Here is a 26,499-nt window from a genome sequence, read left to right as displayed (position 1 = left end):
ATCCGCTAGCGTCGGCGCATGGCCGATCGTCCGCACCGCGTGGCCGTCCTCGTCCTGCCCGGCGCGAAGCCCCTCGACGTCGGGATCCCCGCGCAGGTGTTCTCGAACCGCCCGAGCATGCCGTACGAGGTCCGGGTCTGTGGCCCACGAGCGGGCACGGTACGGGGCGGCGACGGACTCTCGTACGCCGTCGGCCGCGGGCTCGAAGCCGTGGACTGGGCCGAGACGGTCTTCGTGCCGGGCTACCGCTTCCCGGCTGACACCCCACCGCCCGAGGCCGTCGTCCGTGCCCTCCGGGGAGCCCACGCCGACGGCAAGCGCATCGCGGCGATCTCCACCGGAGCGTTCGCGCTCGCCGCTGCAGGACTCCTCGACGGGCGTCGGGCGACGACGCACTGGCAGTACACGCGGGTCCTCCGTGACCGGTACCCCGCGGTCGACGTCGACGAGGACGTCCTCTTCGTCGACGAGGGCAGCGTCCTGACCAGCGCGGGAGCGGCGAGCGGCATCGACCTCTGCCTGCACCTCGTGCGGCGCGACCACGGCGTCGGGCTCGCGAACCACGTCGCGCGACGGCTCGTCAGTGCGCCGCACCGCAGCGGCGGGCAGGCGCAGTACATCGAGCGCTCGGTCCCGGAGCCGACCGACGCAACGTACGCCGACACCCGGGAGTGGGCACTGCGGCACCTCGGGGATCCGCTCACCCTCGCCGACCTGGCCGGACACGCGGCAGTCTCCACCCGGACGTTCTCGCGGCGCTTCGTCGAGGGGACCGGGTACACCCCGATGCAGTGGGTGCTGCGGGCACGGGTCGACCTCGCACGAGAGCTCCTCGAGCGGTCCGACCTCGCCATCGACCAGGTCGCCGCACGGGTGGGACTCGGGACGGACGCGAACCTCCGGCTGCACTTCCGGCGCGTGCTCGGGGTGACGCCGACGGCGTACCGGAGGACGTTCCAGCAGGAGTGAGGGAGCTTGGCGAGATCCTTCCGGAAGAGGGCGCGAGCGCCACTGGGGGAGTCCGCGGCCGCCGGTGAGCATTGAGGTCGAACGAAAGGAACGCCATGACCCGCATCGGCATCAACGGCTTCGGCCGCATCGGTCGCAACACGCTCCGCGCCCTGCTCGCGCGCGCAGGAGACGCCGCCCACCGCTCCGACGGTGACCGGCTCGAGGTCGTCGCCGTCAACGACCTGACCGCGCCCGACACCCTCGCGCACCTGTTCCGGTACGACTCCGCCCTCGGGCCCTTCGACGGGACCGTCGAGGTCGCGCACGACGACGGCAGCGACTTCCTGGTGGTCGACGGGCACCGCATCCGTGTGCTCGCCGAGCGCGAACCGTCCGCCCTGCCGTGGGGCGCGCTGGGCGTCGACGTCGTCCTCGAGTCCACCGGCCGGTTCACCTCCCGCGAGGCCGCGGCGCAACACCTCGACGCCGGCGCACGACGGGTGCTCATCAGCGCTCCGGCGACCGGTGCCGACGTGACCCTGGCGTACGGCGTCAACACGGACGCGTTCGACACGGATCAGCACACGGTGGTGTCGAACGCCTCCTGCACGACGAACGCGCTGGCACCGCTCGCCTCCGTCCTCGACGACCTCGCCGGGATCCAGCACGGCTTCATGACGACCGTGCACGCGTACACACAGGAGCAGAACCTGCAGGACGGCCCGCACCGGGACCTCCGCCGGGCCCGCGCGGCCGCGGTCAACATCGCGCCGACCACCACCGGCGCGGCGAAGGCGATCGGTCTGGTGCTGCCGCGCCTCGACGGCAAGCTGTCCGGCGACGCGATCCGGGTGCCGGTCCCGGTCGGGTCCATCGTGGAGCTCAACACGGTCGTCGGGCGGGACGTCACCGTCGACGAGGTCAACGCCGCCTACCGTGCCGCCGCCGGAGGAGCGCTCGCCGGGGTGCTCGCGTACACGAGCGACCCGATCGTGTCGACGGACGTCCAGCAGAACCCGGCGTCGAGCATCTTCGACTCGCTCCTCACCCGGGTCGACGGTGGCCGGCACGTGAAGGTCGTCGCCTGGTACGACAACGAGTGGGGCTTCTCGAACCGGGTCGTGGACACGCTCGGCCTGCTCGGCCGGGCGGTCGCGGCCGCCGTCTAGCGGCACGGCACGGCCGAGACTCGGCCCCACGGACACCCTCGTGGGCGGGGCGTCGCGAAAGTGTCCGCACAGCCGAGACTCGGGTGATCGGGCGGGGCCGCGCTCTGCGCGCAACGCACGCAGCAGACGGACGGGAGGCCCGTGGCGGCGCCGCCACGGGCCTCCCGTCCGTCGTGTGGTGCGGTCAGACGATCGGCGCGGCCGTCGACGCGAACTCGCGTCCGAGGACCGCTGCGCGGTACCGGTCCAGCGCTTCCGGTCCGGCCCCGACCGACTCGAGCGCCGCGAGTCCCGCGCCGAGCACCGGCGGCGCGGTGACCCACGTCGGGACCGCACCCGGCACCCGCTCGGCGAACCCGGCGACGACCGGCTCGACGAGGAGTGGGTGCCGTGCCGCGAGGACCCCGCCGCCGAGCACGATCGGCACCGGGGCGTCCGTGCCGCCGAGACCGAGCCGTTCGAGTGCGACCGAGGCCATGAGCACGATCTCCTCCGCCTGCCGCTCGATGACCGACCGGGCGACCGCGTCCCCGTCGCCCGCGACGTCGAAGAGCACCGGGCAGAGCCGACCGACGGCAGCGGGCTCGAGGCGTCCGAAGTGCAGGGCCTCCGTGACCTCGCGGACGGACCGGAACCCGAGCGACCGCGGGACGGCGTCGACGAGGGCGGTCGCCGGACCGCGGCCGTCGTCGGCGCGGGCGGCGTGCCAGAGTGCCCGGTTGCCGAGGTAGGCGCCACCGCCCCAGTCGCCGGAGACGTCGCCGATCGCCGGGTAGCGGATCGTGGCGCCGTCGGCCCGGACCGCGAGGGCGTTGATGCCCGTGCCGCAGACGAGCGCCGCGGCGTCGGGCGAGAGCGTCCCGGCACGGAGCAGGGCGAACAGGTCGTTGTCGAGGACATCCGGTGCTCCGCCGTCCTCCGACCAGTGGGCGAGTGCTGCCTCGGCCGCGACGAGCTCGTCGTGCAGGTCGAGCCCGGCGAGGTAGACGTGTGTCGTCCGGACCTCGCGTGTGCCGATCTCGTCGAGCACGGCGGCGCGGACCTCGTCGAGCACCGGCCCGACGGCCGCCCAACCCCGCGTCTGCGGGTTCGATCCCGGCCCTCGGGCGTGGGCGATCAGCGAACCGTCGAGCCCGATCGCGACGACGTCGGTCTTGCTGCCGCCGCCGTCGACGGCGAGCACGACGTCGTCGGAGCGCACGACGTCGTCCGAGCCGTACCCGGAGTCACTCGGCGCGCGGACCACGCCGTCCGCGGTGGTCATCGTGCTCCGGCGAGCGCGCCGCCCGCCCAGGGGAGGAGGTCGGCGTTCGCGGCGAGCAGCAGGTCGGTCAGGCGCTCGGCCTTGTCGACCTGTCCGACGAGCGGGTGCGCCCACATCGCCCGGAGCACCCGGTCGTGGCCACCGTGGAGCGCGGCCTCGAGGGCGAGCCGCTCGTAGCCGGCCACGTGCGAGACGAGTCCGACCATGTCCGGAGCGAGCGGCGCGACCGGCAGCGGGGTGATCGCCTGCCGGGTGACGCGCGCGGGGACCTCGATGACGTGGTCGTCGGGGAGGAACGGGAACGTGCCGTCGTTCCGCACGTTGAGGACCTGCACGTCGCCGCGGTCGCCGAGGATCGAGGACAGCACGTCGATCGCGGCCTCGGAGTAGTACGCGCCGCCGCGCTGTTCGAGCTCGGCCGGCTTCGTCACGACGGCCTCGTCGGCGTACTTCGCGAGCAGTGCCCGCTCGGTGTCCATGACGGCCTCGGCGCGGGTGCGCTCGTGCAACTGCTCCTCGAGCACGACGTCGTGGGCGTAGAAGTAGCGGAGGTAGTACGAGGGCACGGCGTGCTGGAGTCGGATGAGGTCGGCGGGCATGTGCACGCTCTCGGCCATCCGGTCGAGGGCTCCGCTGTCGGCGGCGAGGAGGTCCGGCAGGACGTCGCGCTCCGTCCCGTCGGCGGACCGGACGTGCACCCCGCGCTCCCACGTCAGGTGGTTCAGGCCGACGTGGTCGAGCCGGACCGCCTCGGGGGCGACGTCGAACTCGCGGGCGAAGCGGCGCTGGAACCCGATCGCGACGTTGCAGAGCCCGACCGCGCGGTGCCCGGCGTCGAGCAGCGCACGGGTGACGATGCCGACGGGGTTCGTGAAGTCCACGATCCAGGCGTCGGGCTTCGCGTGCTCGCGGACCAGATCTGCGTACTCGAGGACCACCGGCACCGTCCGGAGCGCCTTGGCGAACCCGCCGGGCCCGGTGGTCTCCTGGCCGATGCAGCACGCCTCGTGCGGCCACGTCTCGTCCTGCTGCCGCGCCGCCTGTCCGCCGATGCGGAGCTGGAACATGACGGCGTCGGCGTCCGACACCCCGGCGACCACGTCGTCCGTGACGTGCACCGTGCCCGGGTGCCCGGCGTGCGCGAACATCCGCTGCGCGACGCCGCCGACCAACCGGCGGCGCTCGGGGTCGGGGTCGACGAGCCAGAGCTCGTCGATCGGCAGCTGATCGCGGAGCCGGGCGAAGCCGTCCACGAGTTCGGGGGTGTAGGTGGATCCGCCACCGATGACCGTGAGTTTCACTGTGGTGCTATCCCTTCACGCCGGTGAGCGCGATGCCCTCGACGAATGCCTTCTGTGCGAAGAAGAAGATGACGACGACCGGGACCATGACGACGACGGTCATCGCCATCGTCATCGACCAGTCGGTACCGTGCTGACCGCGGAACGTGGCGAGGCCGTACGCCACCGGCCACGCGGCCTGGTTCTCGGACGCGTAGAGCAGCGGCCCGTAGTAGTCGTTCCAGGAGTGGAAGAACATGAAGATCGCCGCCGACGCGATGCCCGGCCGTGCCATCGGGACGACGACCCGGGCGAGCACGCCCCACTCGCTGCAGCCGTCCATGCGGGCGGCGTCGCCGTACTCCTTCGGGATCGTCAGGAAGAACTGGCGGAGCAGGAAGATGCTGAACGCGTCGCCGAGCAGGTTCGGCAGGATCAGTGGCCACAGCGTCCCGGTGAGGTGCAGTTCGGACCACATCACGTAGACGGGCACGGCGGTGACCTGGGGTGGCAGGAGCATCGCCACGATGATGATCGTGAAGATCGCGTTCGCGCCCCGGAACCTGATCTGGGCGAGGGCGTACGCCGCCGGAACAGAGCTGAGGAGCATGAACGCGGTCGCGAGCACGGCGTACAGCGCGGAGTTGCCGAACCACTGCGCGAGGGGCAGCTCGGTGAACACCCGGCCGTAGTTCGCGAGGTCGAACGGCTTCGGGATGATCGACGCCGTCAGGGCCTGGTTGCTCGACATGAGCGACGTCAGCACGACGAACACGATCGGGGCGATGGTGACCACCCCGAGCGCGACGAGGGCCGCGTGCTCGGCGATCCAGACCAGCAGGCTCCGGCGCGGGCCGCGGGCGGTGCCGGGCGTCGAGCCGCCCGGAGCGGCTCCGCGGGGTGCCCGGGCGAGCGGGGACTGGGACACGGCGGTCATCAGGACTCCTCGGGTCGGAAGACGGAGATGCGGCGCATGGTGAGGACGAGGACGATCGCGGTGACCACGAACAGCACCACGGCCATCGCGGAGGCGTAGCCGAACTGGAAGTTCGCGAACCCGTGCTGGTAGAGCAGCTCGGTGTAGGTCAGCAGCGAGGTGCCCGGGTACCCGAGCTGCGCCGCCGTGCCACCACCGATCGTCGCCTTGCCCGACGCCGCCCCGGACGCGACGGCTGCCTCGGTGAAGTACTGCAGCGCCGCGATCACCCCCGTGACGACCGCGAACCCGATGACGGGCGCGATGGTCGGCAGGGTGATGTGGCGGACCTGTTGCGGGCCGTTCGCGCCGTCGAGTGACGCTGCCTCGTAGAGGTCACGGGGGACGTCGAGCAGCGCCGCGAGGAAGATGATCATGATGTCGCCCATGACCCAGACGCCCATGATCACGAGCGACGGCTTCGACCACGCCGGGTCGTTGAACCACAGGGGACCGTCGATGCCGAAGAACCGCAGGATCTGGTTCACGGGCCCGGTGCCGGGGTTGAACAGGAACACGAACGCGACGACGCTCGCCACGGGCGGCACCAGCGCCGGCAGGTAGAACAGCGTCCGCCAGAACCCGGTGGCCGCCTTCGCTCGGCTGAGCAGCCCGGCGACGAGCAGTGCGCAGACGATCCGGACCGGCACGAGGATCACCACGAACCAGATCGTGTTGACGACCGCGGCCCCGATCTGCGGGTCCTGCGTGAACAGGAAGCGGTAGTTGAGCAGCCCGACGAACTGCGGCTCCTGCAGCTGGTTGTACCGCGTGAACGAGTACACGATCGACGCGACCAACGGGTACGCGAAGAAGACCACGAGCCCGAGGATCGCCGGCGCGAGCATCGTCAGGGCGACGGTGCGACGCCGGGACTCGGCGCTGCGGCGCCGACGCGACGTGCGCGCGGGCGCACCGGACGGGGTGCGAGGCGACCCGGCTGGGCCGGCCGGCCGGGAGGCGCGGGTGGGCCGCGCCTCCAGGCTGTCCGTTCCGGGGGTGGTGACGTCCGTCATCACGGACCCGCCAGCTGGTTGGCGTTGTCGATGTCCTCGTCGAGTTGCTTCAGCTTCTGGTCGAGGTTCCCGCCGTTCTCCTGGTACGCCTGCCAGAACTTCGTGAAGGTGCCGATGTACGCGGCGCCGTCGGCGGTGCCGGGCGAGGTCATCGTGTCCTTGTTGCCCGCGACGTCGACGAAGGTCTTGTAGTTCTCGTCGACCTCGAGCTTCGGTGACTCGAGTGCCGAGGTGATCGTCGGGATGTTCTTCAGCCCGTTCGCCATCGTGACCTGCGCGTCGGTGTTCGTCGACAGGTACTTCAGGAGTGCCCAGGCGAGCTCGGGGTGCTTCGATCCCTTCGCGATGCCCGCCACGTTGCCCGCGATGTAGGTCGAGCCGTAGTTGCCGAGGCCCTCCATCACCGGGGTGGGGGCGGTGCCGTAGTCGAGGTCCGGCTTCTGGTCCTTGATGAACGCCGTCCGGTACTCGCCGTCGATCTGCATGGCGACCTGGCCGGTCTGGAACGCGTTGTCGGCCGCGAACTCCTGCCCGAGGCCGGACGTGAACGCTTTGAGCTTGTCGTAGCCGATCTCGTCGACGAAGTCCTTCTGCCAGGCGATGAGCTGCTTCCACGCGGAAGAGGTGCCGATCTCGCTGTCGCCCTTGCTGTCGAGCCAGCGGCCGTCGATCATCGGCGCCCAGTGCTCGGGGGAGTTCTCGTAGAAGTCGATCAGCGGGTTGAAGCCGAGCTGCTTGATCGACCCGTCGGCGTTGTAGGTCGTGAGCTTGAGTGCGTCGGTCTTCAGCTCGTCGAGGGTCTTCGGCGGGGTGCTGATGCCGGCCTTCTCGAGCAGCGGCTTGTTGTACATGAGCGCGCTGACGTCGGCGAGGGCCGGGAGGGTGCAGCGCTTGCCCTTGTACTCGGTGTACGACCGCACGGCCTTCGGGATGTCGGAGAGGTCGACCTTGTCCCGCTCGACGTACGGAGTGAGGTCGCGGAAGGCACCGGACGAGCAGAAGCTCCCGACGATCGCGGTCGAGTAGGACAGGCCGACGTCGATGTTCTGGCCCGACGAGATCGCCTTCTGCAGCTTCTCGTCGTCCTGGCCGGCGTGGATGTCGACCGTGACGCCGGGGTTGGCCTTCTCGAAGCCCGCGACGGCCGACTTGACCACGCCGGCCTCACGGCCCGTGAAGAAGTGCCACAGGGAGACGGTGCCCGTGAGCTCCTTCGGCGCGGTCTTGTCGATGCTGTCGGCGCTCGACCCCGAACTGCAGCCCGCGATGACGAGCGCTCCGGTGGCGGCGACGGCGGTCGCGGCGACGATCCGCCGGATCCTGGGACTGGGGAGTGACATGTGGGACTCGCTCTCTGCGCTCGCTCCGGCGCGGCCCGTTTCCGGGCGCGCCGAAGAGCCCTGGGACAGGGCTGGTGGTGGTGCCTCGAGTGGTGCGGGTGGGTGGTGCTGGTCAGGTGCGCTCGACGGGGGTCGGTGCATCGTCACTGATGCGGTCGACCCGGGCGGCGAGTGCGGAGCGCACCACGTCGATGAGGACGTGCCGTGCTCCGTGCAGGACGGGTGTGTCGGGGACACCGGGTGCGACCACGGCGGTGGACCAGCGGGTGCGGGTCCGGAGCCAGGCGGTCACGGCGGCGGCCAGGGCGGGACCGCCCGCGATGCCGGTCGGGCCGTGCAGGACGACCGTCTCGGGATCGGCGACGGCGAGGGCGGGGAGCACGTTGTGCCCGATGCGCTCGCCGAGGGCGGTCGTGAAGGGGTGCTGCTCGGGGAGTCCGGGCAGCCGCAGGAGCACCTCGCGCCAGTCGGCCGGTGAGCCGTCAGGTGCGGTGATCCCGTGCTCGGCGGCGAGCGCGGTGATCGCGGACTCGGAGATGAGGTCCGCGATGATCGTGGCCGACGGGTCGATGGGGCGTGCGTCGGCGGGCACACCGAGGTAGCCGATCTCACCGGCGGCTCCGGAGGCCCCGGTGTGCAAGCGGCCGTCGAGGTCGAGTGCCATGCCGAGGCCCTCGGCCATCCAGAACAGGGCGAAGGAGCCGACGGTCCGGCCGGCGCCCATGCTCCGCTCGGCGATCGCGGCGAGGTTGGCGTCGTTCTCGACGACGACCTGCACACCGAGTTCGGCCGAGAGCGTCGCCGCGACACGCTCACGCGGCCAGCCGGGCAGGCCGTCGGTGAAGATCAGGGTGTCCGTGGTGTGGTCGACCGAGGCCTGCACACCGACCGCGACCGCCGTGACGAGGTCCTCGTCGATGCCGGCAGCCGACGCTGCACGGGCGATCGCGGCGGCGACGATGTCCGCTCCGGGGGCGCGCACCTCGTCGGGCGTCATGGTGTGGGTGGCGACCGGGTAGGGCCGACCGACCGCGTCCACGACGGTGGAGCGGACGTCGACGAGCTGGACGTCGACGGCCACCGCGAGGTCCCGGTCGGTGATGGCCTCGTACACAGCCGCGCTCGGGCCACGCCGGCCGGCCTGGGCCTCGGTGCCCGCGGCGCGGATGAGGTCGGCGGACTCGAGTCGGCGGATGATCTCAGCTGCGGTGGGCTTGCTCAGCCCGGTGCGGCCGGCGATCTCGTTCCGGGTGAGCGGCCCCTCGTCGAGGAGCAGCTCGAGAGCGGCTCGGTCGTTGAGCACGCGCAGCAGACCGGGCTGGCCGGGAGTGCGTCCACGAGTGCTCATGCGAGGACTGTAACGGACAACCTTCTTTACTGAAAGGTTTGTTCACAGATCCGAAACACGGGTTCCGCACCGCGGAACGCGGACTACGGGCGGAGCAGTACCTTGATCGCGCGACGCTCGTCCATCGCCCGGTACGCCTCGGCGGTCTCGTCGAGCGGCAGCTCGAGGTCGAACACCCGGCCCGGGTCGATCGCGCCCGAGAGCACGTCGGGCAGCAGTTCGGGGATGTACTTCCGCGCCGGGGCCATCCCGCCCGCAACGGAGATGTTCGTGTCGAAGAGGTAGCGCGTCCCGATGGTCGGCACCCCGTGCGGGACCCCGACGAACCCGAGTGCGCCACCGGGGCGGACCGAGTGCAGGGCCTGGTCCATGCTCTCCTCGGTGCCGACGGCCTCGACCGCTGAGTCGGCGAGGTCCCCGCCGAGCAGCTCGCGGATCGCCGCGACGCCCTCGGCACCGCGCTCCGAGACGATGTCGGTGGCGCCGAACTCCCGTGCGAGGGCCTGCCGGTCGGCGTGTCGGCTCATCGCGATGATGCGCTCCGCCCCGAGTCGCTTCGACGCGAGCACCGCCGAGAGCCCCACCGCGCCGTCGCCGACCACGACGACGGTCCGCCCGGGGCCGACCTGTGCCGACACCGCGGCGTGGTGTCCGGTGGAGAACACGTCCGACAGGGTGAGGAGCGACGGGACGAGCGCGGGGTCGACCGGCCCGGGGACCGCCACGAGCGTCGCCGAGGCGTCCGGGATGCGCACGTACTCGGCCTGCGCGCCGCCGACCGGGTCGCCGTACGCGTCCTTCCCGCCGAACCCGGACAGGTGCTCGCACCCGGTGGTCATGCCGTGGCGGCAGGCCTGGCACGTGCCGTCGTTCATGGTGAAGGGGGAGATGACGAAGTCGCCCTCGTGCAGGTCGGTGACCGCGTCGCCGACCTCCACCACCGTGCCGACGAGCTCGTGGCCGATCGGCCGCGGCCGCTTCGTCTCGGTCACGCCGCGGTAGGGCCAGAGGTCGGAGCCGCAGACGCACGCCGCGACGACCTGGACGACGACGTCCCCCGGCGTCAGGACGGTCGGCCGGTCGCGGTCCTCGACGCGGACGTCGTTCGGGGCGTGGATGATGGCTGCGCGCACGGGGGTACCTTCCGTCGGATGGGTGGGTGTCCGGCCCGGCGACGTCGTCCTGGGCCGCATCGACACTACGCTCCTGCGGGTGGACGACGACCGGTACGGCAACGACGTCCTCTCGGGCGACTGGCGCTCGCGGGGCGTGAAGAAGGTGCGGCAGGTGCCGCTCGAGCGGGACATGGTGCTCGAGGACCCCACGACCGGCTGGGCCGGCGCGGTGGTGCGGCTCGAGGCCGGCAACGTCGAGCTCGAGGACTGGAAGGGTCGCACGCGGTCGTTCCCCTTCACCGGGCAGTTCCTGCTCGAGGGCGAGCTCGTCACGCTGGGGCGTCCGCAGGCGCCCGTCGGGCGCCGGGCGGGCAACAGTGCCGGTGTGACCGGTACGGCCGGGCGGTCTGCCGCGGCTGCTCCGCCGGCCAGGAGGCCCGGATCGGCTCCAGCGGTGCAGCACGCGTCCGATGGTGGTCGCCTCCGCACCGCGTCCGGATCGTTCGCGGTCGAGCAGCAGCGCGCGCGTGTGGCGCTGCCGTCGCGGATCATGGTCGAGGGCAAGCACGACGCCGAACTCGTCGAGAAGGTCTGGGGAGCCGACCTCCGCGTCGAGGGCGTCGTCGTCGAGGAGCTCTCCGGGGTGGACAACCTCGCGGACGTCCTGGACGACTTCCGGCCGACCCGGGAGCGCCGCGTGGGCGTCCTCGTCGACCACCTCGTGCCGGGCTCGAAGGAGTCCCGGTTCGCCGACGCCGTGATGCGCGGGAAGTGGGGCGCGCACGTGCTCGTCGTCGGGCACCCGTTCGTCGACGTCTGGCAGTCGGTCAAGCCCGCGCGGCTCGGCCTCGAAGCGTGGCCGACGATCCCGCGCTCCGTCGAGTGGAAGCAGGGCATCTGCCAGCACCTCGGCTGGCCGCACGCCGAGCAGGCCGACATCGCGCGCGCGTGGCAGCGCATCCTCGGACGGGTCCGCACGTTCGCGGACCTCGAGCCGCAGCTGCTCGGCCGCGTCGAGGAGCTCATCGACTTCGTGACGGAACCGAAGGCCTGACGACCCGACCGTTTCGTCCACGCGCGCGGGATGGCGGGGGCGATCCGGGCCTCCAGGCCTACTGTTGAGGGATGGACGGCATCGACGGTCGCGTGCGGAGCGCCGTCGACGTCTGGTTGCGGTGGTTGCCGCGGTGGCAGATCGGCACCGCACGCCCGCGGACCCGCATCTGCCGGAAGTGCACCGGGTCACCGATCGCGAGCGCGGCCGGGTTCGGGCCGGACGTGCCGCACGCGGTCCAGCACGCCCTCATCGGACGCATCTCGACGATCATCGAGGACGCGGTCGACGACTACACGGCGCGGAACCTGCCGCTGCTGCACCGCGAACTCGAGCGCGCGGCGGCGCGCAAGCGGCACGCCGGGTACCAGCCGACCGAGGGGCTGTCGCCCGAGTTCCAGGGGCTCGACGTCGACCCGGAGCCCTCGCCGGGATCGCCGTTCCTGTTCACCCTCGGCGAGATGACCGGCACGGGCGCGGGGGAGCAGACGCCGCGCGAACCGCTGTCCGACGAGGCGAAGGCCGCGCTCCGACGCGAGATCGAGCTCTCCGACGAGTGTGCCCGTGCCACCGGGACGGCCGTGTGCCTGGCGCTGATCGAGCACCGGCCGCGGATCGCCGAGGCCGTCGAGCGGCTGGTCGAGCCGCAGATCGAGGCGCTCGTGTCCGACATGTTCCGCGGGTTCGACGGACTCGGGGAGGACCGGCGCGACGGACTGTTCTGAGCGGCGCGGGAGAATGACGCTGTGACTCGTACCTGGGGCTGGCTCGCAGCCGTCGTCGACATCGTCCTCATCGTCGCCTTCGCCGCGATCGGTCGGTCCTCGCACGCCGAGGCGTTCTCGCCGCTCGGCCTCTGGACCACCGCGTACCCGTTCCTCGCGGGCTGGGCGATCGGCTACGTCTCGAGCGGTGCGTGGGGTCGTCCGCTGCGCCTCTGGCCGACCGGGGTCGTCGTGTGGGTCCTGACCGTGTTCATCGGGATGGCCGTCCGGGTCGAGACGGGGCAGGGCGTCGTCGACGGGAACCCGCTCCCGGTGTCGTTCGTCATCGTCGCGACGATCGTGCTCGCGGTGTTCCTGCTGGGGTGGCGTCTGGTCGCGGGGCTGCTCGTCGCCCGGCGCGAGCGGCGCTCGGTCGGGGCGCCGGCGCGCTGACGGTCGGGCGCGGGAGCGCTGACGATCGGTGTTCACCGACGCGTCACCGGGGGTTCGCCCGGCGGCGGCACGATGCCGGGATGACGACGCTCGACCAGGTACCGACGACGGGTCACCTGCGACCGGGGACGCGTCCGGCGCTGGTCGCCCGGGGCGGCGCGCCGCGGGTCCGACGGGAGAACACGATGCCCGCCGTCGCGGTCGCGGAGGCGCTCGGCGCGGAGGTGATCGAGGTCGACGTCCGCCGGACGTCCGACGGTGTCGCCGTCCTGCTCCACGACGAGACCCTCGGACGACTGTGGGGCGACGCCCGCCGTGTGGACGAGGTGCCGTGGTGCGAGGTCGCCCGCCTCGGCAACGGTCTCGACCGGATCCCCCGGCTCGACGCCGTGCTGGAGCGGCTCGACGGCTGCCGGTCCGCGCTCGTGGTCGCGTGCCGTTCGGCGGAGGACGCCGAGGTCGCGGCGGACACGGTCGCGACGTCGTCCGCCGACGTGTCGGTGGCCTGGCGCGGGGCCCCGGACGCCCTGCGCGCTGTCCGGGCGGCCCTGCCGGACGCGGACACGTGGCTCGCGTGGGAGTCGCTCGAGCCGCCCACCCGCGACGACCTCGTCGGTGCCGCTGCGGGTACCGGTGCCGAGCCGTCGACGCTCGACCTCGACGTCGCGTTCCTCACGCCGCGCACCGTGACGGCCGCGCACCGGCTCGGCCTGCGGGTCGCGGTGCGGACCGTCGACGACCCGGAGCCGGCGCTCTGGGCGGCCAGGACCGGGGCAGACCTCGTCGCGACGGACGACCTCGCGACCCTGCACGCGACGTTCGCGGCGGCGGAGCGGGACGGCTGGCCGACGGACACCCACGAGCCCACGGAGGCCGAGGTCGCCTCACGGGCACAGGCCCTCGCACACCGCATCGCGCACGAGGTGGTCGCCTTCACCCGCGAGCACCCGGTCGAGCAGGTCGCCACGAAGGCCCACGCCGCCGACCTGGTCACGGACGTGGACCGTCTGGTCGAGCAACACGTCCGAGGACGGGTCCGAGCAGCCTTCCCGACCCACGGCTTCACCGGAGAGGAGTACGGCGACGCGCCCGGCGACCGGCACCGCTGGTACCTCGACCCCGTCGACGGCACCACCAACCTGGCGAACGGCGTCCCGTGGACGTCGATGTCGCTCTGCCTCACCCGCGGCGGGCAGCCGGTCGTCGGGGTCGTGGCGGACCCGTGGCGCGGCGAGGTCCTCGAGGCCCGACGCGGGCGCGGGGCCGTCCTGCGCGACCGACCCCTGCGCCTGGACGACGACCCGCGGCCGCTCGCCGGCGCGGTCGTCGCCACCGAGCTCGACGGGCACCGGCCCTGGCCCGGGTTCGGGAGGTTCCTCGACGCCCTCGCGGAGCGGTCGTGCACGCTCCGGGTGCCGGGTTCGGGCACGCTCACGATCGCGCAGGTCGCAGCCGGACGGGGCATCGGCGGCTGCGTGTCCGCGTTCGACCCGGTGGACCACGGCGCCGCGGTGCTGCTCGTGCACGAGGCCGGTGGCGTCGTGCTGACGCGCAGTGGTCCCGTCGACGGGTTCCCTCCGCTCGGCGAGCCGTTCCTCGTCGCCCACCCCGGTGCCGCCGACGAGCTGCACACGGTCTGGGTGTCGGCGCTCGGCGTTCTCTGAGTCGGCGTACAGGGACCGGCCGCCGGTCGCTCGTAGGCTCGGCATCCCAGCACCGCACCGACCTCCCGAAGGAGCACGGACCATGGGTTTCCTCGATCGACTGCTCGGCCGCCCCGAGCGCCCGCAGCAGGACCAGAACCAGTGGGGGCAGCCCCAGCAGCCGCAGCAGCCGCAGCAACAGGGCTACCGCTACGGGCAGCAGTCGTACCAGGTGCCGTCCGGAGCGCCGCAGTGGGGGTCCGGATCACCAGCGGGCGCTCCTGCCTGGGGACCGGCGCCGCAGGCCGGGTCGGCCGAGGACGAACGCGCCGTCGAGCGCTACCGCTACCTGCTCCGCACCGCGCCGCCGGAGCGCATCGAGGAGGTGCACGCCGAGGCGTTCGCGACCCTGACGCCCGAGCAGCGGCGCATGGTCTACGACGAGTTCACCCGCAGCGCCCCCGCTGGCGAGGCCCCGCGCGGTGACGACCCGCGCTCCCTCGCCCAGGCGGCGACGCGGTCCGAGATCCGGCAGCCGGGGTTCATGGAGCGCTCGCTGGGCGGGATGGGCGGCGGCGGTGTCGGCGGTGGGTTCGGCGGACGCCAGGGGCCGTCGTTCGGCCGCATGGTCGGTGCCTCGATCCTCGGCACGGTGGCGGGCTACGTGATCGGCTCGGCGATCATGAGTGCCTTCCTGCCGGATCCCGGTTCGTTCGACGGCGGTACCGACGCTGCGGATGACGGCGGTTCGGGGGACACTGGTGGCGGGTACGACGAAGCGTCTGCCGACGGCGGCTCCGACTGGGGCGGCGACTTCGGTGGCGACTTCGGTGGTGACTTCGACGTCTGAGCGTGCGGAACGACCGGCAACGGTCGTCCACAGGTGTCCGGTCACCCGCTGACACACTGGTATTCTCCATGCTCGAACGAGGAGCGACATGGCGATCATCGAAGCAAGCGGACTGACCAAGACCTACCGGTCGAAGTCGGGTCCCGTGCACGCCCTGGCGGGGCTCGACCTCGCCGTCCCCCAGGGCACCGTCAAGGCCCTGCTCGGCCCGAACGGCGCGGGCAAGACCACCACGGTCAAGGTGCTGACCACGCTCATCACCCCCGACAGCGGCACCGCGACGATCGACGGTGTCGACGTCGTGCGGGACCCACAGGCGACCCGCCGGTCCATCGGGGTGTCCGGGCAGTACGCCGCGGTCGACGAGAACCTGACCGGGTTCGAGAACCTCGAGATGATCGGCCGGCTGTACCACCTCGGCCGTCGGACCGCGCGGGACCGAGCCCGGCAGCTGATCGACGTGTTCGACCTGTCCGAGGCCGGCGACCGGCCGGTGAAGGGCTTCTCGGGCGGCATGCGTCGCCGCATCGACCTCGCCGGCGCCCTCGTGATGAACCCGCGCGTGCTGTTCCTCGACGAGCCCACCACCGGACTCGACCCGCGGAGCCGACTCGCCCTCTGGGACATCATCGAGGGCCTGGTCGCGGACGGTGCGACGGTGCTCCTGACGACCCAGTACCTCGAGGAAGCCGACCGCCTCGCCGACGACATCGCGGTGATCGACGGCGGCACGGTCATCGCCGAGGGCACTGCCGACCAGCTGAAGGCACAGGTCGGCGGACACCGCGTGGTCGTGACCCTGGTCGACGCTGCGGACGGGGACGCCGCCACCACAGCGCTCCGCCGGTACGGCGTGGGTGACGTCGAGGTCTCCGGCGACGGCCGCACGTTCGCCATCGCGGTGGACGCCGGGCCCGCTGCGCTCCAGCGGGTGCTCGCCGACCTGGGCGAGGCGGGCATCGACCTGCACGACGCCGGGATGCGCCGTCCGACCCTCGACGACGTGTTCCTCCGGCTCACCGGTCACGCCGCTTCCGAGGACGAACCCGACGACACCGCCACGGGACCGAGCCGCACGAAGCAGAAGCAGAAGCAGAAGGAGTCGGCGCGATGACCGCCACCGTCTCGGCGCCGGGTCGGGCGCTCCCCGTCGCGATCACCTCGCCGGTCGCCGTCTGGTTCGAGGACGGCTGGACCGTCACGAAGCGGAACCTCACGAAGATCAAGCGGTCGCCGGACATGCTCGTGTTCGCCGTGCTGCAACCGATCATGTTCGTCCTGCTCTTCAGCCAGGTCTACGGCGGCGCGATCGACGTCAAGGGCACGGACTACACGCAGTTCCTGATGGCCGGCATCTTCGCGCAGACCGTCGTGTTCGGCGCCACGTTCTCGGGGTCGGCGATGGCACAGGACCTCAAGGAGGGCTTGATCGACCGCTTCCGCACGCTGCCCATGTCGGCCTCGGCGGTGCTCATCGGACGCACGAACTCCGACCTCGTCCTCAACGGCATCTCGATGGTGATCATGATGCTCACCGGGCTCGCCGTCGGGTGGCGGGTGAACTCCTCGCCGCTGGAGTTCCTCGCCGGCATCGCGCTGCTCCTGCTGTTCAGCTACGCGTTCAGCTGGGTGATGGCGCTGCTCGGGATGAGCGTCAAGACGCCTGAGGTGATCAACAACGCCTCGTTCATGATCCTCTTCCCGTTGACCTTCATCTCGAACGCGTTCGTGCCGAGTGACACGCTGCCGCTCGTGCTGCGGGTGTTCGCGGAGTGGAACCCGGTGTCCTCCCTCGTGCAGGCCGCCCGCGAGCTCTTCGGCAACGTCGGGTCGGCGCCGGTGCCGGACATCTGGACCATGCAGCACCCCGTCGTCACCGTGCTCATCGGCATCGCGGTGATGCTCGTCGTGTTCGTCCCGTGGGCGGTGAACAAGTACACCCGCATCAGCGCGAAGTGAGGAGCGCGACAGGGTGCACCGGGACGACTCCGTGACCGCTTAGCATCATCCCGTGACCGCGACCGAACCCCGACGCCTGCCCGAGCGTCGAAGCCGCCTCAAGCGCTGGATGCTCGAGGGCACCGACCGTGGCGCCTCCCACCAGGGGCCGCACCAGGTCGAGGTCGAGAAGACCCACTCCTGGTGGCGCGTGATGTGCCTGACCGGCGTCGACTACTTCTCGACGCTCGGCTACCAGCCGGCCATCGCCGCGCTCGCGGCCGGGCTGCTCTCGCCCATCGCGACGATCGTCCTCGTGCTCGTGACCCTGTTCGGTGCGCTCCCCGTGTACCGCCGGGTGGCGCAGGACAGCTTCAAGGGTGCGGGGTCGATCATGATGCTCGAGAAGCTCCTGCCATGGTGGGCGGGCAAGCTCTTCGTGCTCGTGCTGCTCGGGTTCGCGGTCACGGACTTCATGATCACGATGACGCTCTCGGCCGCCGACGCCACCGCGCACATCGCCGAGAACCCCTTCACGCCGCACTGGTTCACCGAGATCCCGGTGCCGCTCACGCTCGCGCTGCTGCTCCTGCTCGGGGTGGTGTTCCTCCGCGGCTTCCGGGAGGCCATCGGCATCGCCGTCGGACTCGTCGCCGTGTACCTCGCGCTCAACGCGGTCGTGGTCGTGGTGGCGCTCGCGCACGTGTTCGAGAACCCGATGGTGGCGAGCGACTGGTGGAGCGGCCTGACCGCCCAGCACAGCAACCCGCTGGTCATGATCGGCATCGCGCTCGTGGTGTTCCCCAAGCTCGCGCTCGGCCTCTCCGGCTTCGAGACCGGCGTCGCGGTGATGCCGCAGGTCCGCGGCGACGCGTCCGACGCGGGGTCGCCCCGGCCCGAGGGGCGGATCCGCGGGACGAAGCGACTGCTCACCACGGCGGCGATCATCATGAGCAGCTTCCTCATCACCTCGTCGATCGTCACGACGTTCCTCATCCCGCAGCGCGAGTTCCAGGCCGGCGGGCAGGCGAACGGCCGTGCGCTCGCGTACCTCGCGCACGAGTACCTCGGTGGCGTCTTCGGATCGATCTACGACTTCTCGACCGTCGCGATCCTGTGGTTCGCGGGCGCGAGTGCGATGGCCGGGCTGCTCAACCTCGTGCCCCGCTTCCTGCCGCGCTACGGCATGGCGCCGCAGTGGGCTCGCGCGACCCGACCGCTCGTCGTCATCTTCACCCTCATCGCCTTCGCGATCACGATCCTCTTCGACGCGAACGTCGACGCGCAGGGTGGCGCGTACGCCACCGGCGTGCTCGTGCTCATCACCAGCGCGGCGGTCGCGGTGACGCTCTCGGCACGACGCAAGGGACAGAAGAAGCGCACGATCGGCTTCGGGATCATCACCGTGGTCTTCGTCTACACGACGGTCGCGAACGTCATCGAACGCCCGGACGGCGTCCGGATCGCCGCGGTGTTCATCATCGCGATCGTGGTCGTCTCGCTGGTGTCCCGCGTGCGGCGGTCGTTCGAGCTCCGCGCCTCGTCGATCGAGCTCGACGCCGTCGCCCGGCAGTTCGTCGAGGCCGACGCCGACCAGTTCAGCTCCGTCTGCATCATCGCCAACGAGCCCGGGGCGGGAACGGCCGAGGCGTACCGGTCGAAGGGGCGGGAGGAACGCCGTGACTCGGGCATCCCGGCGCGCGTCCCGACGATGTTCCTCGAGGTCCTGCCCGCGGACTCGTCCGACTTCGAGGAGGATCTCGTCGTCGAGGGCCACGTCGTGCACGGCCACCGGGTCCTGCGGGTCCGGTCCGGCAACGTGCCGAACACCATCGCGTCGACGCTGCTCGCGATCCGTGACCTCGCGGGCGTCGTGCCGAGCATCTACTTCGAGTGGAACGAGGGCAGCCCGATCCAGAACGCGCTGCGCTTCGTGTTCACGGGCGTCGGCGACGTCGCTCCGGTGACGCGCGAGGTCCTGCGCGAGGCCGAGCCGGACGTGCACCGCCGACCGAGCGTCCACGTGTCCTGACGCGACGAGACGGCGCGCGCCGTCGACGTGACGGTGCACGCCATGGACGTGACCGCGAAACGGACGGGAGGCCCGTGGCGGCGCCGCCACGGGCCTCCCGGGCTTCGTGCCGGTCGCGTCAGGAGCCGCCGGTGATCTGGTCGCGCACCTTGCGGCGCAGCACCTTCCCGATCATGGAACGGGGGAGATCCTCGACCACGACGATGCGCCGCGGCACCTTGTACGGGGTGAGGTGCTCGCGCGACCACGCACGGAGCGCGTCCGCGTCGAACGACGACGGGTCCTTCGGGACGACCGCGGCGACGACCTGCTCGTTGCCGCCCTGCGTGATGCCCACCACCGCGACCTCGCGCACGCTGGGGTGGCGCATGAGGGTGTCCTCGACCTCGGACGGTGAGACGTTGAACCCACCGGTGATGATGAGTTCCTTGAGGCGGTCGACGATCCGGACGTAGCCGTCGGGGTCGATCGCGACGATGTCGCCGGTGCGGAACCAGCCGTCGGCGGTGAAGACCTCGTCCGTGGCCTCCGCCTTGCCCCAGTAGCCCCGGAACACCTGCGGGCCGCGGACCTGGAGCTCGCCGGCCTCGCCGGTCCCGAGGATCTTCGTGGCGTCGTCCGGGTCGGCGACGCGTGCCTCGGTCGACGACAGCGGGAGGCCGATCGAGCCGAGTCGGCGCTCCGGTGACACCGGGTTCGCCATGAGCACGGGGGAGCACTCGGACAGCCCGTAGCCCTCGACGAGGTAGCCGCCGGTGCGGGCCTCCCACGGCTCGACGACGTCCTGCGACAGTGGCATGGCGCCGGAGATGCCGATCTCGATGCCCTCGAGCGAGACCTTCGCCGAGTCTGCCGCGTGCTGCAGTCGAGCGTAGATCGGGGGCACGGCCGGGAGGAAGGTCGGCGGGTGCTTCCGCATGGCCTTGAGCACGAGGGCCGGGTCGAACGCCGGGAAGAGCACGAGCCGGGAGGCCATGCTCATCGCGAAGGTCAGGCAGAGCGTGAGGCCGTAGGCGTGGAACATCGGCAGGACCGCGTAGACGGTGTTGTCGCCGCGGCGGATCTGCGGGACCCACGCCCGTGCCTGTGCGGCGTTGGCGATGAGGTTGCCGTGCGTCAGCACCGCGCCCTTCGGCGTGCCCGTCGTCCCGGAGGTGTACTGGATCAGCGCGACCGCGTCGGTCGCCGGGCGCGGGTGCCGCTTCGCGAGCTTCCGGTTCCCGACGAGGTCGTCCCACCTCGTCGTGCCGCGGACCTTCGTGGTGAGCTTCGCGCGGCTCTCGCGGGCCTTCGCGACCGGCAGCGACAGCGCCAGCCGCGTGCTGCGGGGCATCGCCCGGGTGAGGTCGACGGAGACGATCGTGTCGAGCGCCACGTCGGCCGGGAAGTCCTGCACGGTGGCGACGGACTTGTCCCACACGATCGCGACCTTCGCGCCGTGGTCCTCGAACTGGTGGCGGAGCTCGCGCGGGGTGTACAGCGGGTTGTGCTCGACGACGATCGCGCCGAGCCGGAGGGCGGCGTAGAACGCGACGACGTGCTGGGGGCAGTTCGGCAGGACGATCGCCACCCGGTCGCCCGCCGTGACGCCGGCCTTGCGCAGGCCGTTCGCGGCGCGGAGCACCTGCTCCTCGAGTTCGGCGTAGGTCGTCGTGCGGCCGAAGAACTCCAGGGCGACGCGCTTCGGGAACCGCCGTGCGGACTCCTCGACCAGGTCGTACAGGGAGCCCGTCGGCTCGTCGATGTCGTGCGGGACCCCCGGGGCGTACGAGGCAAGCCAGGGACGAGGCGTGTCGATGCTCACGCCGTCCAACCTAGCGGCCGGGCCCCAGGGCGCCTGGGAGGTGCCGCGCTGCGACGATCCCTCGGCGGAGTGTCAGGGGCGGGACGGAACATGGGGGCATGGCCTCGCTCTCGAACGCCTTCCGCTCCCGACTCGACGACACCTTCACCGGCGGCTCTCCCGGCCGTCCCGAGTGGATCGACGCCCTCGAGCAGGGCTCTGACGCCGGGTACTTCGGCCCCGGGTCCGCGACGTGGAGCGTCCACGGCGGCCGGCAGACCGTGCTCGCGGGCGTCCGGGCGCTGCTGGTCCAGGCACTCCACCCGGGTGCGCTCGCCGGTGTGGTCGACCACTCGCGCTACCGCGAGGACCCGTTCGGGCGGCTCGCCGGCACCATCCGGTGGATCTACACCGTCTCGCACGGCGACCGGGCCGCGGCGGAGCACGCGAGCGCCTGGGTCGTGCGGTTGCACGAGAAGGTCCGGGGTGAGTACGTCGACGGACACGGGGTGTCGCGGCCGTACGCGGCGAACGACCCGGACCTCGCGCGCTGGGTGCACCTGGCGTTCACGGATGCCTTCCTCCGCAGTGCCCAGACGTGGGGTGAGCCGATCCCCGGCGGGCCCGACGCGTACGTACGGGAGTGGGCGACCGCCGGACACCTCATGGGCGTGACGGACGCCCCGGAGTCCGAAGCCGAGCTCCGGGCGCAGATGGACGGCTACCTCGAGCGCGGCGAACTCGTCGCGACGGCGCGCACCCACGAGGTCGTGCGGTTCATCAAGGACCCGCCGCTCGCGAAGCTGCTCCGACCGGGCTACCGGGCGCTCTTCGCGGGGGCGGTGTCGACGCTCGACCCGCGGCACCGGGAGATGCTCGACCTCCGGGTGCCGACCGTGGGGCCGCTGGAGTTCCCGTCGCGTCGGGCAGCGGGGCTCGTCATCGACGGGATGACCGGCGTCCTCGGCGGGCGGCCGGACACGGAGACGGCGGCGAGGCGGCGCATCGCGCGGCTCGCAGCGGAGTCGGCTGAGCCGGCGGGGTCGGCTGAGCCGGCGGGGTCGGCTGAGCCGGCGGGGTCGGCTGGGTCCGCTGCGGCGTCCTAGTCCGCTGCGGCGTCCTCGTCCGCGATCCCGCCCCTGACGTGGGGAAGACGCGACCCGCCGTCGGCCTGGAGGCGCGGTGCGGGCCCGCCCCGAGCCTCCAGGCCGTCCGGTGCGAGCGTCAGAACCCGGAAGGCACCCGGGGCGTGTACGCCTGCTCGAGCCGCGCGACCTCGTCCGCGGTCAGCTCCATCGCGGACGCGGCGACCGCGTCGTCGATGTGGTGTTCCTTCGTCGCACCGACGATCGGCGCGCTCACCACGGACCGGCCCGCGACCCACGCGAGGGCGACCTGTGCCATCGGCACGCGGCGCTCGTCGGCGACCTGCGCGACCGCCTCGACGATCGCGCGGTTCGCGTCCTCGTCCTGCCGGTAGAGGGTCTTGCCGAACTCGTCGGTGTCGGCGCGCGAGCCTGAGCCCTGCGCGTCCCACGGGCGGGTGAGCCGGCCGCGGGCGAGGGGGCTCCACGGGATCACGCCGACGCCGGTGTGGGCGCAGAACGGGTGCATCTCGCGCTCTTCCTCGCGCTCGAGGAGGTTGTACTGGTCCTGCATGGCGACGAACCGCGTCCAGCCGTGCAGTTCGGCGACGTGCTGCATCTCGGCGAACTGCCACGCCCACATGCTGCTCGCGCCGATGTAGCGCGCCTTGCCGGCCTTGACGACGTCGTGCAGTGCCTCCATCGTCTCCTCGACCGGCGTGTGCGGGTCGAAGCGATGGATCTGGTACAGGTCGACGTAGTCGGTGCCGAGGCGGGTCAGTGAGGCGTCGATCTCGTGCATGATCGCCGCGCGGGAGAGCCCGGCGCCGTTGCGACCCGGCCGCATCCGGTTGAACACCTTCGTGAAGACCTGGACGTCCTCGCGCGGGGCGACCTCCTTGAGGAGCTGGCCCGTGATCTCCTCGCTGCTGCCGGCGGAGTACACGTTCGCGGTGTCGAACGTCGTGATGCCTGCCTCGTACGCGCGGCGCACGAACGGGCGGGCCTCGTCGATGCCGACGCTCCACTCGTGCGACCCCTTCGCCGGGTCGCCGTAGGACATCATGCCGAGGATCACGCTGCTGATCTCGAGGCCTGTGGCGCCGAGTCGGGTGGTGGCGGTGGTCATGCGTCCACCCTGGCATCACGCCCTGTGACCGCGAGGAGCCGGACCTGCAGCGGTGCGTCGTCGGGGACCCGGACCGGCGGGGCGTAGAGGCCGGTGGCGGCGAGGTCCTCGATCTTGGGCTCGAACCGGTGCCACACGGCCTCGACCAGCTCGTCCGGGAGCGTCTCGTCCGATCCCGTGGCGCGCGCGAGGTCCCACGTGTGGATCGTGATGTCGCTCGTCTGCTCGGCGAGGTACTCGTGCGCGGGGACGACGTCGGTGCTGAGGTGCACCGGGACGTCGGCCGGGGCGTCGCGCCAGGCCTCGGTCGCACGGGAGGCGTGCTTCGACCACTCGGCGGTCAGGTCGTCGCCGATCGGTTCGAGGTCGGCCTCGGCCTGGGCGTACTCGCACCCGGTCAGGAGCAGGGGGATCCACCGCTGCTCGTCGACCACGTGTGCGACGAGGTCGCGGGTGGTCCACTCGGAGTCGGGGGTGGGGGCGTCCCAGTCGGTGACTGCGGCGACGCGGCGGCCGAACTCGGCGGCGGCGAGGGCCTGCAGTGCGATCCAGTCGGTGGCCATGCGGGTGCTCCTGTCCGTGGTGCGGGTCGTTCCGAGGTGCGGGTCGTTCCGTCGTGCCGGTCGTTCTGTGTGCCGGTCGTGTGGCGGCGGTGGACGCCACGAACCGGAACCCGTGTTCGGGTCGGGCGATTCCCGTGCCCCACACGCTACTGCGCCGGGCCCCCTCGACGAGCGGCCGCCGGCCGATCTGTGGACACGACCTCCGGACACGACGACGCCCCGGCTCCGTGGGGGAGGAGTCGGGGCGTCGAGGCGGGTACTGCAGTACTGCTGTTCGGTGTCCTCAGGTCGCGCGGGTCAGGCGGACCTCAGGCTCGGGCGACCGGCCGGACCGGTGTCGCCGGGGTGTGTGGTGCTCAGGCCGCCTGGAGGACGAACTGCACGTCGAGGTTGATCGTCACGTCGTTGCCGAGCGTGAAGCCACCGGCCTCGAGCGCGGCGTTCCAGTTCACACCGAACTCGGTGCGGTCGATCTTGGTCGTCGCCTCGGCGCCGAGCTTGACCTGGCCGTAGCCGTCGGTGGTGACGCCGCCGAACTCGGTCTTGAGGGTCACGTTCTTGGTGACGCCACGGAGCGAGAGCTCGCCGTCGATGAGCATGTCGTCGCCGTCCTCGCGGATGCCGGTCGATCGGAAGGTCATCTGCGGGTGCTCCTCGGCGAGGAAGAAGTCGCCGGTCGCGAGGTGCTGGTCGCGCTGCTGCTGGTTGGTGTTGACGCTGGCGACGTCGATCGAGGCCTCGAGGGTCGAGTCGAGCGGGTTCTCGGCGGTGACGAGCGTGGCGTCGAAGCGCTCGAACGAGCCCTTGACCTTGCTGATCGCGAGGTGGCGGACCGAGAAGGTGACCTCGGAGTGCGTCGGGTCGATCTTCCAGGTACCGGTCTGGTAGCCGGGGATGGCGGAAGCGGTGAGCGTCATGGTGTGTCCTTCGAACGGTGTCTGCGGTCCCGAGCGGCGCGGAGTGTTCCATGCGCCTGCATCGACTTGAACTGTACGCCATTCTGCACCTGTTTGGTTGAAGCGTCAACCAATTCTTCCCGAACAGGTAGCATCACGCTCACGGGTACCGGCACTGCCCCTCTGGCCGCCGCATGAGCCAGTAGCGTCGGGACCATGGAATTCAGGTACCTGGGCAACTCCGGACTCAAGATCTCCGAGATCACCTACGGCAACTGGCTGACGCACGGATCGCAGGTCGAGAACGACGTCGCGTCCCAGTGCGTGCGGGCAGCGCTCGACGCCGGCATCACCACGTTCGACACGGCCGACACCTACGCCAACACCGCCGCCGAGACCGTCCTGGGCGAAGCGCTCAAGGGGGAGCGTCGGCAGTCCCTCGAGGTCTTCACGAAGGTGTACTGGCCGACCGGGCCGAAGGGGCACAACGACACCGGCCTCAGCCGCAAGCACATCCTCGAGTCGATCGACGGGTCGCTCGAGCGCCTCCAGACGGACTACGTCGACCTCTACCAGGCGCACCGGTACGACCACGAGACGCCGCTCGAGGAGACCATGCAGGCCTTCGCCGACGTGGTCCGGCAGGGCAAGGCGCTCTACATCGGCGTCAGCGAGTGGAACGCCGAGCAGATCCGCGCCGGCGCCGCGCTCGCGAAGGAGCTCGGCTTCCAGCTCATCTCGAACCAGCCGCAGTACTCGATGCTGTGGCGGGTCATCGAGGGCGAGGTCGTCCCGGCCTCGAAGCAGCTCGGCCTGTCGCAGATCGTCTGGTCGCCCATCGCGCAGGGCGTGCTGACCGGCAAGTACAAGCCGGGTCAGCCGCTGCCGGAGGGCTCGCGCGCCACCGACGAGAAGGGCGGCGCCGACATGATCAAGCGGTTCATGCGCGACGAGGTCCTCGAGGCCGTGCAGCGCCTGCAGCCCGTCGCGGACGAGGCCGGCCTCACGCTCGCCCAGCTCGCGATCGCGTGGACCCTGCAGAACGAGAACGTCGCCTCGGCGATCGTCGGGGCCTCGCGCCCGGAGCAGGTCACCGACAACGTCAAGGCGTCCGGCGTGCGGCTCGACGCCGACGCGCTGGCCGCGATCGACGCGGCGCTCGGGGACATCCCGGAGCGCGACGTCGCGAAGACGGTGTCGCCCGCCTCGCGCGTCGCCTGATCGACGACCCGGCGGACGGACGGGAGGCACGGTGCGGGTTCCGCGCCGTGCCTCCCGTCGTCCGTGCGGTCGCGTCCGCTCCCAGGCACCGGTCAGCCCGTTCGTAGGGACCCTGTCCGGGTTCGAAGTGGCGTCGCGGCACCTTCGCACCGCCCGACCGGTACCTTGGCCAGCGAGCAAGGAGCACCACCATGGACGAGTCACTGGTCATCATCCCGACGTACGACGAGGCGGAGAACATCCGTGCGATCGTGGCGCGCACGCTCGCGGCCACGGACGCGTCGGTGCACGTGCTGGTCGTGGACGACAACTCGCCCGACGGCACCGGTGACATCGCCGACCAGCTCGCGACCGAGACCGACCGGGTGCACGTGCTGCACCGCACCGTGAAGGACGGCCTCGGCGGCGCCTACCTCGCTGGGTTCGCCTGGGGGCTGGAACACGGCTACGGCAAGCTCGTCGAGATGGACGCCGACGGCTCCCACCACCCGGAGTACCTGCCCTGGATGCTCGAACTCGCCGACACCAACGACCTCGTCCTCGGCTCCCGCTGGGTCCGGGGCGGGCAGGTCGAGAACTGGCCCTGGTACCGGGAAGCGCTCTCCCGTGGCGGGAACCTCTACACCCGGATCGCGTTGGGGATCGCGGTGCGGGACGCCACCGGCGGGTTCCGGGTCTTCACCCGCAGC

The 26,499-nt window shown here is 71.6% G+C and carries 23 protein-coding genes and 1 pseudogene; 13 read left to right on the top strand and 11 right to left on the bottom strand.

Annotated elements, in window-relative coordinates; genetic code table 11:
- The first annotated feature begins 18 nt into the window (after window positions 1-18).
- Window positions 19-969, top strand: coding sequence for a DJ-1/PfpI family protein (locus tag QPJ90_RS00120; RefSeq protein WP_290132452.1), 951 nt, complete (start codon window positions 19-21; stop codon window positions 967-969).
- 95 nt (window positions 970-1,064) lie between these two features.
- The gene (gap, locus tag QPJ90_RS00115; protein WP_290132451.1) at window positions 1,065-2,120 is read left to right on the top strand and encodes a type I glyceraldehyde-3-phosphate dehydrogenase; all 1,056 of its coding nucleotides are present in this window, start codon (window positions 1,065-1,067) and stop codon (window positions 2,118-2,120) included.
- 184 nt (window positions 2,121-2,304) lie between these two features.
- Here gap and QPJ90_RS00110 read toward each other — a convergent pair whose 3' ends face one another.
- The 7 genes from QPJ90_RS00110 to QPJ90_RS00080 all read right to left on the bottom strand — a co-directional run bounded on the left by QPJ90_RS00110 (window position 2,305) and on the right by QPJ90_RS00080 (window position 10,477).
- Window positions 2,305-3,384: a BadF/BadG/BcrA/BcrD ATPase family protein gene (locus tag QPJ90_RS00110; protein WP_290132450.1), complete on the bottom strand. Its 1,080-nt coding sequence runs from the start codon at window positions 3,382-3,384 to the stop codon at window positions 2,305-2,307.
- On the bottom strand, window positions 3,381-4,685 hold the full coding sequence (locus QPJ90_RS00105; protein ID WP_290132449.1) for a 6-phospho-beta-glucosidase: 1,305 nt from the start codon (window positions 4,683-4,685) through the stop codon (window positions 3,381-3,383). The genes QPJ90_RS00110 and QPJ90_RS00105 overlap by 4 nt, the downstream gene beginning before the upstream one ends.
- 7 nt (window positions 4,686-4,692) lie before the next feature.
- Entirely contained in the window at window positions 4,693-5,601 is a 909-nt protein-coding gene (locus tag QPJ90_RS00100) for a carbohydrate ABC transporter permease (protein WP_290132448.1), read from the bottom strand.
- Entirely contained in the window at window positions 5,601-6,656 is a 1,056-nt protein-coding gene (locus QPJ90_RS00095; RefSeq protein WP_290132447.1) for a sugar ABC transporter permease, read from the bottom strand. The genes QPJ90_RS00100 and QPJ90_RS00095 overlap by 1 nt, the downstream gene beginning before the upstream one ends.
- The gene (locus QPJ90_RS00090; protein ID WP_290132446.1) at window positions 6,656-7,996 is read right to left on the bottom strand and encodes an extracellular solute-binding protein; all 1,341 of its coding nucleotides are present in this window, start codon (window positions 7,994-7,996) and stop codon (window positions 6,656-6,658) included. The genes QPJ90_RS00095 and QPJ90_RS00090 overlap by 1 nt, the downstream gene beginning before the upstream one ends.
- A gap of 112 nt (window positions 7,997-8,108) precedes the next feature.
- Window positions 8,109-9,344: an ROK family protein gene (locus tag QPJ90_RS00085; protein WP_290132445.1), complete on the bottom strand. Its 1,236-nt coding sequence runs from the start codon at window positions 9,342-9,344 to the stop codon at window positions 8,109-8,111.
- Between the two features lie 83 nt (window positions 9,345-9,427).
- Window positions 9,428-10,477: an alcohol dehydrogenase catalytic domain-containing protein gene (locus QPJ90_RS00080; protein WP_290132444.1), complete on the bottom strand. Its 1,050-nt coding sequence runs from the start codon at window positions 10,475-10,477 to the stop codon at window positions 9,428-9,430.
- Between the two features lie 79 nt (window positions 10,478-10,556).
- On the opposite strand from QPJ90_RS00080, the gene QPJ90_RS00075 reads away from it, so the two are divergent.
- From QPJ90_RS00075 to QPJ90_RS00040, 8 genes are all read left to right on the top strand, one after another.
- Entirely contained in the window at window positions 10,557-11,513 is a 957-nt protein-coding gene (locus QPJ90_RS00075) for a DUF3097 domain-containing protein (protein ID WP_290132443.1), read from the top strand.
- A gap of 71 nt (window positions 11,514-11,584) precedes the next feature.
- Entirely contained in the window at window positions 11,585-12,238 is a 654-nt protein-coding gene (locus QPJ90_RS00070) for a spermidine/putrescine ABC transporter substrate-binding protein (RefSeq protein WP_290132442.1), read from the top strand.
- Window positions 12,239-12,259: 21 nt separating this feature from the next.
- Window positions 12,260-12,670 (top strand): DUF3054 domain-containing protein, encoded by a 411-nt coding sequence (locus tag QPJ90_RS00065; RefSeq protein WP_290132441.1) that lies wholly within the window; start codon window positions 12,260-12,262, stop codon window positions 12,668-12,670.
- Window positions 12,671-12,750: 80 nt separating this feature from the next.
- Window positions 12,751-14,334 carry an inositol monophosphatase family protein gene (locus QPJ90_RS00060; RefSeq protein ID WP_290132440.1) on the top strand — a complete coding sequence of 528 codons (1,584 nt, stop codon included), beginning with the start codon at window positions 12,751-12,753 and terminating at the stop codon, window positions 14,332-14,334.
- Between the two features lie 82 nt (window positions 14,335-14,416).
- Complete coding sequence (locus QPJ90_RS00055) at window positions 14,417-15,163, top strand: hypothetical protein (RefSeq protein ID WP_290132439.1); 747 nt, start codon at window positions 14,417-14,419, stop codon at window positions 15,161-15,163.
- Between the two features lie 88 nt (window positions 15,164-15,251).
- Window positions 15,252-16,277 carry an ATP-binding cassette domain-containing protein gene (locus QPJ90_RS00050; protein ID WP_290132438.1) on the top strand — a complete coding sequence of 342 codons (1,026 nt, stop codon included), beginning with the start codon at window positions 15,252-15,254 and terminating at the stop codon, window positions 16,275-16,277.
- Window positions 16,274-17,122 carry an ABC transporter permease gene (locus QPJ90_RS00045; protein WP_290132437.1) on the top strand — a complete coding sequence of 283 codons (849 nt, stop codon included), beginning with the start codon at window positions 16,274-16,276 and terminating at the stop codon, window positions 17,120-17,122. The genes QPJ90_RS00050 and QPJ90_RS00045 overlap by 4 nt, the downstream gene beginning before the upstream one ends.
- Before the next feature lie 109 nt (window positions 17,123-17,231).
- On the top strand, window positions 17,232-19,133 hold the full coding sequence (locus tag QPJ90_RS00040) for an amino acid transporter (protein WP_290134273.1): 1,902 nt from the start codon (window positions 17,232-17,234) through the stop codon (window positions 19,131-19,133).
- 118 nt (window positions 19,134-19,251) lie between these two features.
- Here QPJ90_RS00040 and QPJ90_RS00035 read toward each other — a convergent pair whose 3' ends face one another.
- Window positions 19,252-20,937, bottom strand: a complete 1,686-nt coding sequence (locus tag QPJ90_RS00035; RefSeq protein WP_290132436.1) for a long-chain-fatty-acid--CoA ligase — start codon at window positions 20,935-20,937, stop codon at window positions 19,252-19,254.
- A 98-nt stretch (window positions 20,938-21,035) separates the two neighbouring features.
- On the opposite strand from QPJ90_RS00035, the gene QPJ90_RS00030 reads away from it, so the two are divergent.
- Entirely contained in the window at window positions 21,036-22,022 is a 987-nt protein-coding gene (locus QPJ90_RS00030) for an oxygenase MpaB family protein (protein WP_290132435.1), read from the top strand.
- Window positions 22,023-22,140: 118 nt separating this feature from the next.
- On the opposite strand, the gene QPJ90_RS00025 is transcribed toward QPJ90_RS00030, so the two are convergent.
- From QPJ90_RS00025 to QPJ90_RS00015, 3 genes are all read right to left on the bottom strand, one after another.
- Entirely contained in the window at window positions 22,141-23,130 is a 990-nt protein-coding gene (locus QPJ90_RS00025; protein ID WP_290132434.1) for an aldo/keto reductase, read from the bottom strand.
- Window positions 23,127-23,693, bottom strand: a complete 567-nt coding sequence (locus tag QPJ90_RS00020; RefSeq protein ID WP_290132433.1) for a TIGR03086 family metal-binding protein — start codon at window positions 23,691-23,693, stop codon at window positions 23,127-23,129. The genes QPJ90_RS00025 and QPJ90_RS00020 overlap by 4 nt, the downstream gene beginning before the upstream one ends.
- A gap of 356 nt (window positions 23,694-24,049) precedes the next feature.
- Window positions 24,050-24,610 (bottom strand): YceI family protein, encoded by a 561-nt coding sequence (locus QPJ90_RS00015; RefSeq protein WP_058726641.1) that lies wholly within the window; start codon window positions 24,608-24,610, stop codon window positions 24,050-24,052.
- A gap of 195 nt (window positions 24,611-24,805) precedes the next feature.
- Here QPJ90_RS00015 and QPJ90_RS00010 point away from each other — a divergent pair, with 195 nt between their 5' ends.
- Together QPJ90_RS00010 and QPJ90_RS00005 are read left to right on the top strand one after the other, a co-directional pair.
- Window positions 24,806-25,810, top strand: coding sequence for an aldo/keto reductase family protein (locus QPJ90_RS00010; RefSeq protein ID WP_290132432.1), 1,005 nt, complete (start codon window positions 24,806-24,808; stop codon window positions 25,808-25,810).
- 191 nt (window positions 25,811-26,001) lie between these two features.
- Window positions 26,002-26,493, top strand: a pseudogene (locus QPJ90_RS00005) (glycosyltransferase); the annotation flags it as partial.
- Window positions 26,494-26,499: the final 6 nt, after the last annotated feature.

This window comes from Curtobacterium sp. 458 (assembly GCF_030406605.1).
GTDB lineage: Bacteria > Actinomycetota > Actinomycetes > Actinomycetales > Microbacteriaceae > Curtobacterium.
The sequence above is the reverse complement of the archived record's forward strand: the minus strand, read 5'-3'. Positions and strand labels throughout refer to the sequence as shown.

Coding starts and splice junctions, on each gene's coding strand:
- QPJ90_RS00025 (WP_290132434.1), bottom strand. CDS start 23,130: ATGACCACCGCCACCACCCGACTCGGCGCCACAGGCCTCGAGATCAGC.
- QPJ90_RS00055 (WP_290132439.1), top strand. CDS start 14,417: ATGGGTTTCCTCGATCGACTGCTCGGCCGCCCCGAGCGCCCGCAGCAG.
- QPJ90_RS00085 (WP_290132445.1), bottom strand. CDS start 9,344: ATGAGCACTCGTGGACGCACTCCCGGCCAGCCCGGTCTGCTGCGCGTG.
- QPJ90_RS00045 (WP_290132437.1), top strand. CDS start 16,274: ATGACCGCCACCGTCTCGGCGCCGGGTCGGGCGCTCCCCGTCGCGATC.
- QPJ90_RS00040 (WP_290134273.1), top strand. CDS start 17,232: ATGCTCGAGGGCACCGACCGTGGCGCCTCCCACCAGGGGCCGCACCAG.
- QPJ90_RS00030 (WP_290132435.1), top strand. CDS start 21,036: ATGGCCTCGCTCTCGAACGCCTTCCGCTCCCGACTCGACGACACCTTC.
- QPJ90_RS00095 (WP_290132447.1), bottom strand. CDS start 6,656: ATGACGGACGTCACCACCCCCGGAACGGACAGCCTGGAGGCGCGGCCC.
- gap (WP_290132451.1), top strand. CDS start 1,065: ATGACCCGCATCGGCATCAACGGCTTCGGCCGCATCGGTCGCAACACG.
- QPJ90_RS00050 (WP_290132438.1), top strand. CDS start 15,252: ATGGCGATCATCGAAGCAAGCGGACTGACCAAGACCTACCGGTCGAAG.
- QPJ90_RS00120 (WP_290132452.1), top strand. CDS start 19: ATGGCCGATCGTCCGCACCGCGTGGCCGTCCTCGTCCTGCCCGGCGCG.
- QPJ90_RS00015 (WP_058726641.1), bottom strand. CDS start 24,610: ATGACGCTCACCGCTTCCGCCATCCCCGGCTACCAGACCGGTACCTGG.
- QPJ90_RS00060 (WP_290132440.1), top strand. CDS start 12,751: ATGACGACGCTCGACCAGGTACCGACGACGGGTCACCTGCGACCGGGG.
- QPJ90_RS00020 (WP_290132433.1), bottom strand. CDS start 23,693: ATGGCCACCGACTGGATCGCACTGCAGGCCCTCGCCGCCGCCGAGTTC.
- QPJ90_RS00100 (WP_290132448.1), bottom strand. CDS start 5,601: ATGACCGCCGTGTCCCAGTCCCCGCTCGCCCGGGCACCCCGCGGAGCC.
- QPJ90_RS00010 (WP_290132432.1), top strand. CDS start 24,806: ATGGAATTCAGGTACCTGGGCAACTCCGGACTCAAGATCTCCGAGATC.
- QPJ90_RS00110 (WP_290132450.1), bottom strand. CDS start 3,384: ATGACCACCGCGGACGGCGTGGTCCGCGCGCCGAGTGACTCCGGGTAC.
- QPJ90_RS00070 (WP_290132442.1), top strand. CDS start 11,585: ATGGACGGCATCGACGGTCGCGTGCGGAGCGCCGTCGACGTCTGGTTG.
- QPJ90_RS00090 (WP_290132446.1), bottom strand. CDS start 7,996: ATGTCACTCCCCAGTCCCAGGATCCGGCGGATCGTCGCCGCGACCGCC.